The organism is Kangiella sp. TOML190, assembly GCF_023706045.1.
In the GTDB taxonomy this organism is placed as follows: domain Bacteria; phylum Pseudomonadota; class Gammaproteobacteria; order Enterobacterales; family Kangiellaceae; genus Kangiella.
Genome location: NZ_BQYL01000001.1, coordinates 471,807 through 484,162 on the forward strand (window position 1 = coordinate 471,807; position 12,356 = coordinate 484,162).

12 protein-coding genes are annotated in these 12,356 nt (G+C 43.6%); 4 read left to right on the top strand and 8 right to left on the bottom strand.

The genetic code is table 11. From position 1 onward, the window contains the following. Positions 1-40 precede the first annotated feature (40 nt). The 8 genes from NFS34_RS02225 to NFS34_RS02260 form a co-directional block, all read right to left on the bottom strand. Positions 41-1,282 carry an SPOR domain-containing protein gene (locus tag NFS34_RS02225; RefSeq protein ID WP_251358214.1) on the bottom strand — a complete coding sequence of 414 codons (1,242 nt, stop codon included), beginning with the start codon at positions 1,280-1,282 and terminating at the stop codon, positions 41-43. A 2-nt stretch (positions 1,283-1,284) separates the two neighbouring features. Beyond that, positions 1,285-2,376, bottom strand: a complete 1,092-nt coding sequence (gene aroB / locus NFS34_RS02230) for a 3-dehydroquinate synthase (protein ID WP_251358216.1) — start codon at positions 2,374-2,376, stop codon at positions 1,285-1,287. Positions 2,377-2,407: 31 nt separating this feature from the next. Continuing rightward, the gene (gene aroK / locus NFS34_RS02235) at positions 2,408-2,929 is read right to left on the bottom strand and encodes a shikimate kinase AroK (protein WP_251358222.1); all 522 of its coding nucleotides are present in this window, start codon (positions 2,927-2,929) and stop codon (positions 2,408-2,410) included. Positions 2,930-3,021: 92 nt separating this feature from the next. Next, positions 3,022-5,232, bottom strand: a complete 2,211-nt coding sequence (pilQ, locus tag NFS34_RS02240; RefSeq protein WP_251358223.1) for a type IV pilus secretin PilQ — start codon at positions 5,230-5,232, stop codon at positions 3,022-3,024. An 11-nt stretch (positions 5,233-5,243) separates the two neighbouring features. Then, complete coding sequence (locus NFS34_RS02245) at positions 5,244-5,792, bottom strand: pilus assembly protein PilP (RefSeq protein WP_251358224.1); 549 nt, start codon at positions 5,790-5,792, stop codon at positions 5,244-5,246. A 13-nt stretch (positions 5,793-5,805) separates the two neighbouring features. Further along, positions 5,806-6,414 (bottom strand): type 4a pilus biogenesis protein PilO, encoded by a 609-nt coding sequence (locus NFS34_RS02250; protein ID WP_251358225.1) that lies wholly within the window; start codon positions 6,412-6,414, stop codon positions 5,806-5,808. Further along, on the bottom strand, positions 6,414-7,001 hold the full coding sequence (locus NFS34_RS02255; protein WP_251358227.1) for a PilN domain-containing protein: 588 nt from the start codon (positions 6,999-7,001) through the stop codon (positions 6,414-6,416). The genes NFS34_RS02250 and NFS34_RS02255 overlap by 1 nt, the downstream gene beginning before the upstream one ends. Next, positions 7,001-8,068, bottom strand: a complete 1,068-nt coding sequence (locus NFS34_RS02260) for a pilus assembly protein PilM (RefSeq protein ID WP_251358228.1) — start codon at positions 8,066-8,068, stop codon at positions 7,001-7,003. The genes NFS34_RS02255 and NFS34_RS02260 overlap by 1 nt, the downstream gene beginning before the upstream one ends. A gap of 261 nt (positions 8,069-8,329) precedes the next feature. Here NFS34_RS02260 and NFS34_RS02265 point away from each other — a divergent pair, with 261 nt between their 5' ends. The 4 genes from NFS34_RS02265 to NFS34_RS02280 all read left to right on the top strand — a co-directional run bounded on the left by NFS34_RS02265 (position 8,330) and on the right by NFS34_RS02280 (position 12,265). Beyond that, complete coding sequence (locus tag NFS34_RS02265; protein ID WP_251358229.1) at positions 8,330-10,840, top strand: penicillin-binding protein 1A; 2,511 nt, start codon at positions 8,330-8,332, stop codon at positions 10,838-10,840. 111 nt (positions 10,841-10,951) lie between these two features. Next, a complete protein-coding gene (locus NFS34_RS02270) occupies positions 10,952-11,497 on the top strand; it encodes an RNA polymerase sigma factor (RefSeq protein WP_251358230.1) in 546 nt (181 codons plus the stop codon). Continuing rightward, positions 11,481-11,921, top strand: a complete 441-nt coding sequence (locus tag NFS34_RS02275) for an anti-sigma factor (protein WP_251358231.1) — start codon at positions 11,481-11,483, stop codon at positions 11,919-11,921. Before NFS34_RS02270 ends, NFS34_RS02275 begins: the two co-directional genes overlap by 17 nt. Continuing rightward, a complete protein-coding gene (locus tag NFS34_RS02280; RefSeq protein WP_251358233.1) occupies positions 11,918-12,265 on the top strand; it encodes a YbjQ family protein in 348 nt (115 codons plus the stop codon). The genes NFS34_RS02275 and NFS34_RS02280 overlap by 4 nt, the downstream gene beginning before the upstream one ends. Positions 12,266-12,356: the final 91 nt, after the last annotated feature.

Genomic DNA, 12,356 nt, shown 5'->3' on the forward strand with positions numbered 1-12,356 from the left:
AGCAAAGCTTAGGCGGCTACAGCATAATTCTTAGGATAATCTATTGCTGCAATTCTTTGGCGAGCGAGCTAAAAGAGCGAAGCCAAGGCTTTTGCTGCATAATCGATTGGGGGAGCGATTGAATCGCCAGTTGGGCCCGTGCTCGATTGGGATAGTCTCCCCAAATCACACGAAAATGCGTCTCACCATTCACTCTTGCCGGATACACATAAGAATCGGCCAAATCCAATTCTTGCTTAAAAGCTTCGGCTTCTTGTTTAGATTTATGAGAAAACAGTTGAATGGTAAAATGCTCTGGCGAGCGAGTTTCAATCCAGACCTCAAAACTGTTGTTGGCAATCGCCGCTGACTGCGTCGACTCAATCACCAATTCCCCACCTTCGACCTCTTTTTCAGCCTCTGTCTGACCTTCGCTACTAGCACCAGCTGTTTCAGAACTGCTTTGTTTCAAGATAGGGATCGGCAACTCGCCTCCATCGATCACTTGAGTTTTAGACTCAGCTTCAGAAGTATTTTGCTCCAATGGCTTGGGGCTTTGAATTGCTTGTTCTTGGCTTTCACCGCCAGCAAACAGTAAATAACCTAGGAAAATCAATACGCCAAGTCCAATGATAAGAGACGAAAGCACTCCACGGTTAGCTAAATCATAACTTTTAAGGCTGGAAGCTTTTTTCTTTAGCTTGACTTGTAGCTGCTCGCCAAGCCTTAAAACTTCGCCTGGAAATCCTCGGCTTTCGAAATAAATCAGCTCACTTTCCAAAGAGGGAATATCAAGACTGGGATCAATGCTGTGTTGCTGTTTATTCAATAGCTTATGGCAATCTTCCTTGTTGAAAAGCGGCAGAGTAAAGCGTGATTCTTGCAAACGCGGGATCCGATCCAGCAGTTCTGGCTCACCTAACACCACAAAATATTTGTCGATGTTGCTGCTAATTATCCGCTCTAATTGTGATGGGTCTACGTCCATGCAATCATCTAAGATCACCAGTTGGATCTGGGATTGGAAGCTGTCTACATCAGGGATAGCGCCGAGGATTTGCTCGGTTGTTGATAAGGGATGCAGATTTTGATAACTGACGGATATTTCCTCATTTAATGTCAGCTTTTTGCTTAAGACACTGGCAAAGGTTGTTTTCCCAGCCTGATGAGGCGCTTCAATAAAAATAAAATGATTGGGTCTAAGTTGGTGACGAATTACCGCAATCAAACGCTGCCACGACTCTGGCACGTGAATTGGCTGATGCTTTTTGGGGAGTTCTGAAGTATCCGCTGAAAATGACATTATTATTGTTGGCTTAAAAAGTCCGCCAACTCCCTATAACTCGTCTTTTCGCTAATCATAACCTGTCCTATTTTTTTTGGCAAAATCAAACGCGGATTCTTGCTCAAGTTTTTTTTGTCTAACCCCATCGCTGCTACCATTGCATTAACATCAAGATCCTTAGGAAGTCGAATAGGCAACTCAAACGCTGCTAGCAACTGGCTCACGCGCTCGGCTTGGGCTGCAGTTAACAGATTGAGTTTCTGGCTTAACCTACTCGCTAACACCATACCAATCGCAACGGCTTCGCCATGCAACATCTGTCCATATCCCAGAGTTTTCTCGATCGCATGACCAAAACTGTGCCCCAAATTTAACAAGGCTCGTACTCCTTGCTCTGTTTCATCCTGCTGCACGATCTTTGCCTTGATAACGCAAGCCTGCTCAATCATCTTGATCAGAAAGTCAGGATTGAAGCTTTTGATATCTTCAACATTTGATTCAAGCCAATTAAAAAAATCAGTCGAATCAATTATAGCGGCTTTAACAATCTCCGCCATTCCGGCTGCAAACTCTCGCCGCGGTAAACTTCGTAGACAATGGATATCAATCACAACTTTATGCGGTTGATGGAAGGCGCCAATCATATTTTTACCAAGCGGATGGTTAATTGCTGTCTTGCCTCCGATTGAAGAATCAACCATGGCCAGTAGGCTGGTTGGGATCTGAACAAATGCTATGCCTCGTTGGTAGGTGGCCGCGCAAAAACCGGTAATATCGCCAATAACACCGCCGCCCAGTGCTATTAGTCCATCGTTTCTTTTAAGTTGCTCTTGCAGTAAAAAACTTTGAATTTTTTGGAAACTGTCAAAAGATTTATAAGATTCACCATCTTCTAAAACAAAATCAATAATCGTTAACTGCGGATTGGCAGTCTGTAATGAGTGTTTTAGTGAATCCAAGTAGAGGGGTGCCAAACTTTTATTGGTAATGATCACCACTTTATGGGCAAAAGGAAGATCTTTAAAGTTACTCGGCGAAGAGAGAGTGCCTTCGCCAATCTGGATTTGGTAATGATGTGGTTTAGCTGATAGCGATAGTTGTAGGTTTTTCAATAAGTTATCGCCCGTAGCTTGTTCTGTCTAGTTAGATACTTTGATCCATTAGCTCAACAATTTGTTTCGCTACGGATTTTACCGAACTAATATTAGTCGGCACTGTAAGATCGGCAATCTCAGTATAAAGCGTTTCCCTTTCCGTCATCAAACTCTCTAGCACTTCCTTTGGATTATCATTTTGGATCAAAGGACGTCTTTTATCACGACGGGTTCTTTCCAGTTGCTGCTCAATTGAAGTTTCAAGATAGACCACCACACCACGAGCAGCCAAAAAGTTACGACTTTTATCAGAAACAATTGCGCCACCGCCAGTTGCCAATACCACGCCTTGCATTTGCGTTAACTCTTCTATGATGGCTTCTTCACGCTTACGAAAACCATCTTCGCCTTCAATATCAAAAATCCAATCAATAGGCGCACCGGTTCGCTTTTCAAGCTCATGATCGCTATCAATAAACTCGAGTTTTAGAATTTCTGCCAGTTGCTTGCCAATGGTGGTTTTGCCAGCCCCCATAGGGCCGACTAAAAAGATGTTGCGCTTACCTTTCATGAATTATTCTTACTCTTGATTTTCTGATATTAAAAAGCCAAAAACCTAGGCATACGGATTATACCTAGGTTTTAGCTAATTGGGTATGAAACTTATAATTTCAAGTCGTTATTCAATATTTTTGGAGTGACGAAAATTAACAGCTCTTGCTTATTGTCAAAACGCTCGGTGCTTCTAAACAACCAGCCCATAAAAGGAATATCACCCAACAGCGGAACTTTTGTCTCAGTATGCTGAGTTCTATGCTGGAAGATACCACCCAGAACAATGGTCTCACCATTATTAACCAGAACCGTTGTACCTATTTCCTGAGTATTAATCGCAGGGGCGCCCACGTTACCTTCACCTTGGAATGCAATAGTTTCACCACGAGTATCCTGTTTTATGGCAAGATTGAGGTTCACTCTTCCATCAGGAGTGATTTGTGGAGTAACTCGCAACTCAAGTACTGCTTCTTTAAACTCTACGGTTACATTACCGCCTAGGCCGCCTGAACCACCAGAGTTTTGCTGGTATGGGATTTCCTCACCCGCCTTGATAAAGGCTTCCTGCTGATTGGCAGTAATCACTTTCGGGCTGGCAACTACCTCACCACGATTTTCAGATTCTAGCGCTGAAATTTCTAAATCAAGAATCAAACCTTCGGCTAATCTAAAGAAGGACAAGCCTAAAGAACCAGCCGGGTTAGCCACAGGCAGGTTGACATTTAATCGGTCATCAATACTGCCAATGCTATTAGGATCTAGGCCCTCTACAATAATGCCAGGGTTATTAATGACAGCACCATCTAAAGTACCGGAAACAGATGCTTCATCAGAGTTAAAGATATCAGTCACCCCGACTCGAGCACCAATATCTCGCGAGAAGCCATCATCCGCCGTAACAATTCTTGCTTCAATCAGCACTTGCTGAACAGGAATATCCAATTGTTCGACTAAACGTCTAGCATCTTCTAATTTGCTAGGTACGTCTTTAACAATAAGGCTATTGGTTCTGACGTCAACAGAAACAGCCCCACGATCCGATAAAATACCAACCGTTTGATCTGCGCTAGTCGTGCCATCACCAGAACTGGTCTGTAGATTAGAAGGTTTAAGTAAAGAAGCAAATTCTACCGCTTTACCATAATTAACTTGGATAATCTCGGTTCTTAGCGGTGCCAACTCTTCGACCTGCTTTAGAGCCTCTAACTCTTGCTCTTCACGCGCTGCTATCACATCGGCAGGCGCAATCATAATTACGTTGCCTTCTTGGCGTTTGCCTAAACCTTTCGATTTAAGAATAATATCCAGCGCCTGATCCCAAGGAACATTCACCAGATTAAGTGCCATTGAACCTTGAACATCATCACTAATTACGATATTTAAGCCAGCAAAATCACCAAGCGTGTGTAAAATCGCTTTCAGATCCATATCCTGGAATTGCAAGGTTAAACGATCACCCGAATACTTAGGCTTCTCACGCTCGCGACGTTCGATTTCAGCTTTGGTTAATGGCTTTAACTCGATGGTGTATTGATCATCAGCTTGGTAAGCCAAGTAATCAAAGTTATCATTAGCTTTAACCACTAAACGAACCGTATTGCCACGGCTGCTGGTTTCAATAATCTGCGCCGGAGTGCCAAAATCCACAACATCTAGTCGACGAATAAAGTTCGGATCAATGTCCGTATCAATAAAGTCGGCAATCACATTACGTCCTTCTTGACGCAAATCCACCGATACATTAGGGCTTCCTAAATTAACTAACACTCGCCCTTCGCCTTCCGTACCGCGGCGAAAATCAATACTGGCAATATCATAATCGCTGCTAGCGGAACTTCTGGGTAGGCTTGCAGCTACATTACCGCTAGAAGCAGAGCCGGAACCAGCGTTACTCAACGTCACAAAAAAGTCATTACCTTGAATACGACTGTTATAACTCACCATCTGCTCAAGATTGATAATCACTCGAGTTTTATCGCCCGCTTCAAGCGCGGTTACTGAGTTTAAAACCCCGACATCGATTGCTTTAGTTTTATAGCTTAAGCCAGAGTCGACTCCATCAAAGTCCATCGAAATTCTAGCCGGATTGGCAGTGGTAAACTCTTGCGGACTTGGCGGCGCTGAACTGTATTCAAAACGCAACTGAACCTTATCACCCGGTAGCACTTGATAATCAATTGCCTGTAACTGACTAGCATTTACACCCCAAGATGCTAGTAAGGCTACCATCGTTATTGAACATTTATTGAGAAAACCTTTTGTCGACATAATTTTTTTACCCAAGTGTAGCTGTGAATTCCTTGTATTTGATTGTTTCATTATCTGCCCCCCTACTGTCCTAAGACCAAGTATTGCGGACGTTTTTCCCAACATCCTTTTGAGTTCGGAACTATGGCTTCGATAGTAATCTGATCGTTATCAATCTTAAGCACCTTACCATCGTTCAAACCAATGTATTCGCCTACATGAATCGGCTGAATCACTCCAGCACTGTCACCCGACTCGATTTTAATCAAACCTCGATGCTCGCGTTTATTAGAAATTAACCCCACATACTGCAAAGCATCCAACCCAAAGCGCTCTAAATCAAACTTGCGGCGATTCGGATCCGGCTGGATATCAGTTTCGCAGCCTTCTTCGATTTGCAATAAACGAGTTTCAAACTCGGGATCCAATTCAGCAAAAGGACTGCGTAAATCGACCGCACTGTAGGTAAAAGGCTCGTAAGGAATGACCGGAGGTAATTCTTTAATTCCCGTCGGTGTTGAATCTTTAATTTTTTGAACTTCCTGCTGTAGCTCACTCAAGCCATTACCTTGACAGGCGCTTAAAGCTAAGGTCATCAAGCTCAAACTGATCATTGTCTTTATTTTTTTCATATCATTAGCCACCTTATTGATCCTGAGGTTCATAACGATAAGTTTTCGCTAAAACCGAAAAGCTCAGCACTTCATTCTCACCTTCATCGAAACCTTTTTTAGCATCCTTGGCTGGCTCGATTTTAAAATCATGCAAAGTTACAATTCTTGGTAAGCTGGAGATTCGACTAACAAAATCAGCAATTTGGTGGTAGCTACCACTTGCTAAAATAGAAATTGGCTTTTCTTTGTAGAACTCTTTTGGCACTTCGGTTTGATAGGAGTGGGAAATTAAGTCGATTCCGGCACCCGAAGCGGCGTAAGAAATTTCATCCAATAAACCTGGAATCTCTGTACTTTTTGGCAAGCGCTCTAATAAGTCATTAAAGATACCTTGCATTTCTTCCATTTGAATTCGATATAGCTCAAGGTTCGCCGCTTTTTTATACTTAGTGCTAAACTCACCTAGCTTATCGCGCTCGATACGCTCTTTTGCCTTAAGCTCTTCAATCTGGTCACTGGTAAAAAAGTAATAGCCTAAGCCAAACACTGCCAGCATCACGATAATGATGACCACGATTTTGCCAGGCCAAGGCCAATTGCCAATATTATTGATGTCTTGATATTTACTCATATCAGCCATTATTTAGCCCCTCCCTGATTGTTACTATCTTCCGCTGGCGTAGCGCCCGGAATGACTTGTAGCGCTTCTAGTACAAACACTTGCGCTGGCACTCCTTTACGTTCTTTTTCAACTTCTTTTAAGTCTTTGTACTTTAAGCGCTCGGAAGAATTCATCTTGCGCATAAATTCAGAAATTCGGGTATTAGTTTCACCACGACCTACAAACGTAAGATTTTGATCATTTTTGCGCTCAAGGCTGTTCAGGTGAATACCTTCTGGAACAGAGCGGACTAACTCATCAAACAAACGAACCACTTCTGGGCGGCTGCGTTGTAAGTTTTGAATGACTTCCATCTGTTGTTCCAACTCTGCCAATTTTTTCTCGATCTCATCAATTTCTTTAATCTGTCGATCAAGCTGGCGAATTTCGGTAGTCAAGTATTGGTTACGCTCTTCTTGGCCTGCGATTTTATTGTTCATGATCCAATAAACCAACGCCATAATTGCTACTGCCAATAAAGCCATAAGGCCTAGAGTAATAAAGAACTCTTTTTGACGCTGTTGGCGTGCTTCTTCACGCCAATCAAGTAAGTTAATCAAAGCCATTAGTCAAAACTCCTTAGTGCAAGTCCGCAACTGATCATCATCGCTGGCGCATCCGAGCTGAGCGCTTGCGTATTCACATGCGAAGAGATGGACATTTCCGCAAAAGGATTCGCGACCCGAGTTGGGGTTCCTAAATGTTCTTGAATCATCATGTCCAAGCCGTTAATAGAAGCACAACCGCCGGCCAGAATAATCTCATTGACCGAATTAAACTCACTGGCTGAGAAGAAAAATTGCAAGGCACGACCCACTTGCTGCGTAATGATTTCAGCAAAAGGTACTAAAATTTCAGATTCATAATCGTCAGGTAAGCTGCCTTGTTTCTTGGCTAAACCCGCTTCTTGATAAGAAAGGCCGTAACGACTTTGAATTTCTTCGGTCAGCTGGTTACCGCCAAACAGTTGTTCGCGGTTATAAATCACCTGACCATTTTGCAGTACGTTTAGACTGGTAATGGTCGCGCCAATGTCAATGATCGCCACTACCGAATTTTCGATATGCTCAACCGTTTTCTTTTTGGTCAACTGATAAGCGCGTTCGATGGCGTAAGCCTCGATATCGACAATTTTTGGTACTAAGTCTGCATCTTCGAGTGCTTCGACCCGCGAATCCACGTTGGTACTGCGTGATGCCGCCAACAGCACATCCACCATATTCTCGCCAGAAACAGAATCGCCCAACACCTGAAAGTCTAAATTGACCTCTTCCAACGGATAGGGGATATATTGATCCGCTTCGATACGGATGCGATCTTCCATTTCCTCATCATCCAAACCTTTTTCCATTTGGATGGAGCGAGTAATTACTGCGGAGCCAGATACCGCAACCGCTGCATACTTGGTAGTAGCGCGAGCTTTTTGCACTGCTTTTTTAATGGCATTACCAACCGCTTCAGTGTCTCTGATGTCGCGCTCAACAACGGCGCCTTGTGGAAGTGGTTCTACTGCGTATCGGTCAACCCTATATCGATTCCCAACTTTACCGAGCTGAAGAACCTTGACTGCAGTGGAACTGATGTCGATACCGACTACCGGTACCTGTTTATTTTGAAATAACCCCAGAACCATAATTCCTATGCCTCTTTTATTGTGTGGTTCATTAATTTCCTTATCGCAAGCCTATACTAGCGCTTATCACCCAAAAATCAAACTTGTTATTGGTTAATAAGTTAAACTTTTTTCTTAACTAATGTCTCTAAGATACTATATTTACACTGATTTACAAAAAAATTCAGCCCTTTTTTTAAAAAAAGGTATACTTGGCTTGTGTAAGGAATCCCCATTCGAGCAACCACACTAATTCTTTTTATGAAAATTGCCATCAACATATTGAAGAAAATCGCCTTTTTTGTGAGCTTACTCACAATATTTGGTGTTATGATCGTTTTAGGCGCCTATCTTTTCTCGGCACCACAAATCCCAGCGATCGATTCGTTAAAAAATATTCAGCTGCAAACGCCGATGCGAATTTACACCAAAGACCACAAATTGATTGGCGAATTTGGTGACGTGCGACGTATTCCAGTGACCCTTGAGCAAGTACCGCAGGACTTTATTAATGCGCTAATTGCTACGGAAGATCAACGGTTTAGAGAGCATTCTGGGGTTGATATTTTCGGCATACTGCGGGTAATCAAAGTCGCTCTAACCACTCAAGAAGCCACCGAAGGCGCCAGTACTCTAACCATGCAGACCGCGCGAAATATGTTCCTAACTCGCGAAAAAAGCCTTAAAAGAAAGCTAATTGAGATATTTTTGGCATTACGCATGGAACAAGAATTGTCAAAAGATGACATTCTTGAGCTTTATACTAACAAAGTTCACTTTAGCCACCGCGCCTATGGCCTCGGTGCGGCAGCGCAAGTCTATTACGGCAAAGACATTACAGAGTTGGATTTACCCCAATCGGCAATGATGGCAGGCCTGTTAAAAGGTGAATCGGCCTACAACCCTATTTCTAATCCCGAACGCGCCGTTGGTCGTCGTAATTTGGTATTAAGTCGAATGTTATCAGAGGGTTACATCGATCAACAGCAGTATGATGATGCTATAGATACGCCTTTATCCGCCAAAAAGCATACTGCGGATCTGGATTTGGACGCACCCTATGTCGCGGAAATGGCACGTTTAGATACCATCGAGCGTTTTGGTCGTGAAAAAGCCTATACCGAAGGGTTGGAAATTTACACTACGCTGGATTCCAAGCAGCAAATTGCCGCCAATATAGGCTTGAAAAAAGGGCTCTTAGCTTATGACAGGCGTCATGGCTATAAAGGCCCTGAAATGCAAATTGAAGACTTCGACCCAACTGATGAGGAAGCGCTTACTACGCTGCTAGAGTCGACTCCTTCTATCGGTGGTTTAGAAGCAGCAATTGTGACTAAGGTTAACGAAAAGTCCATCGAAGTCCTTAATGCGCAATTAGAAACACAAGTTATCGATTGGGATGGTTTAAAATGGGCCGCCAAGTTTATCAGTGATGATCGCATTGGTTATAAACCCAAAAAAGCAGATGAAATTGTCAGTGTTGGCAGCTTGATCCGAATTATTGATCTTGGCCCTGAGACGGATAAAGAGGGGAATCTTGTTGCAGAGCATCAATGGCAACTGAGCCAAGTACCGGAAGCCTCGGCCGGTTTTGTCGCGCTTGATCCAAAAGACGGTGCCATCAGCGCTTTGGTCGGCGGCTTTGATTATCTTTCCAATAAATTTAATTTGGTGACTCAGGCTCGACGCCAACCAGGTTCGGTTATCAAACCTTTTATTTACGCAGCGGCCTTGAATAAAGGCTTTACTCCGGCCAGCTTGGTTAATGACGCACCTTTTATAAAGGTCAATAAAGCCATCGACGAGATTTGGCGTCCGCAAAATGATAATTTAAAATACAATGGCCCAACTCGCCTCAGAATTGGACTAAAGCGCTCCATCAATACCATTTCAATTCGCTTAATCGATTCTATTGGCGCTGATTATGCCGAAAAGTATCTAGCCAAACTGGGCTTGCCCGATGAGCATATGGATCCTTATCAATCACTCGCTTTGGGTGCGGCCAGCTTTACCCCGCTAGAAATAGCAATGGCTTATGCGGTCTTAGCTAATGGCGGCTATCAAGTAGATCCTTATTTTATCAGCGAAGTGAAGTCTTCCGATGGCGAAGTTTTGTATCAAGCGTCACCCAAAGTGGTTTGTAAGGAGTGTGAGCAGCTTATTATTGAGCATCGATTGAGAACTACCGCCTCAAATCAAACTCCTGAAGACTTGACCCTACCAGTACCTGAAGAGCAGATGGCGCCGCTAGTTATGGATCCGCGCGATGCCTTTGTGATTTATGACATGATGAAAGATGTGATTAAAAGCGGAACTGGTTACACGCCGCTAAAACGTCGCAATAGCGATTTACTTAAGCGTAACGACCTAGCGGGCAAAACCGGCACCGCCAACGATTATAAAGACGCCTGGTTCTCAGGCTACAACAGCGAACTGGTAGCCTCAGCATGGGTAGGTTTTTCCGATCATCGACGAGGGCTCGGTAAATTCGAATACGGTGGTAAAGCTGCCATGCCAATTTGGGCAGAGTTTATGGAGCGAGTGCTTGAGGGCGCTCCTGAAAAAGCCATTACTCAGCCGCCGGGTTTGGTTACCGCCAAAATCGATCCAAAGACTGGAAAACTTGCCGCCATCGGCCAAACCAATGGTATTTTCGAGTTTTTCCGTGACGACAATGTACCAACTGAAATCGCTAATACCAACGATGGACTCGATGCCATTTACGATGTACTTGATCCAGAATCGGAAGATCCTCTAAATCTTGAGGAAGAGCAAGAAGGCTCGATATTTTAATCATTAAAGCGGCTAATGCCGCTTTTTTTGTCCTTGATTCTGGGCTAACGCTCCTCAAAATAAAACCCACCAATAAAAAAGGAATAAAACTTAGTTGGCTACGTTAATTCAATGAAATCCAAACTATCGGGAGCTAAAGTGACTCCGAGTCAATCGCAAGAACTGCTAACTTTTAGCCATAAAGCATTGATTTTTGCTAAGCAAATGCTGGGCAATCTCAGTGATGCCGAAGACTTGGTGCAGGCCAGCGTGGTAAAAGTTTTAAGCCACCCCAGCGCACCGCAAGGTGGGGTTGATTTGCAGAAATGGCTTTATCGTGTGGTTCGCAATGGTGCTATCGATAAACTGCGTGAGCGCTCTCGCTACCAAACAATCGCAGAGACAGAGGTTATTACCGATGTTTCACCCGAGCATAAACTGGAAAATGATCAACTTAAACAGCGCTTAGCCGCAGCCCTGCAACAACTGGCGCCGCAGCACCGAGAAATTATTGTGCTGCGCGATTATCACCAAACTTCCTACACTGAAATAGCCGATATTTTAGCAATTGCTAAAGGAACGGTAATGTCTCGTTTGCACCGCGCGCGGCTCGCGTTACGACAAATACTTATCGAACAGCAGCAGATTCAAGAGGTTCACCATGAAACTGTGTCATAAAACTCAAGAGCTTATTAGCGGTTATCTCGATAATGAGCTAACTCAACAACAAAACCAACTGGTTCGCGTCCATCTCGAGACTTGTGTCAACTGCCAAGCGGTTTATCAAGACTTAAAAGCCATCAAAGAATCAATCAGTGGACTCGAATACCCAGAATGTGAGGAACAAAAAATGGAAAAAATCCTACAAGATCCGACTGCAAAAAAAATATCCATCGTCGGCTGGGTGTTACTCATCATCCCTTTGGCGATACTTTTTATTTACCACCTCTATACGGTTTTTACTGTAGGCAGCTTCTCTTTGTTCTCCATGAAAACCTTAATTTTATTAATCGAAGCTGGCGCTTTGTTATTATTCATTAGCGTCTTACGCCAGCGCTTAATAGCGCGCAAAACCGACAAATATAGGAACGTTAAATTATGATCGCAGATGTCCAAGTGTTTACTTTAGAACAGGTTCCCAATTATAAAGTGGTCAAAGTCATTGGCTTGGTGCGTGGCAATTCGGTGCGCTCGCGGCATGTGGGAAAAGATATTCTGGCCGGTTTACGCAACCTAGTCGGTGGCGAGGTGATGGAATACACCAAACTAATGGCGGAAAGCCGTGAACAAGCGATTGATAGAATGTGCGAAGAAGCCAAAATGTTAGGAGCCAATGCGGTTATTGGAGCGCGTTTTTCTACCTCCATGGTCGCTTCGATGGCAGCTGAATTGTTGGCTTTTGGAACTGCGGTTGTTTTGGAAGAATTGCCTAGTGAACCAAGCTAATTCTAGCTTAACCTTGTAACTTTTTCAGCTTGCCAGTATCTAATGGGTACTCATAGGGAACAATTTAACTGATAACCATAGACAAGAGATA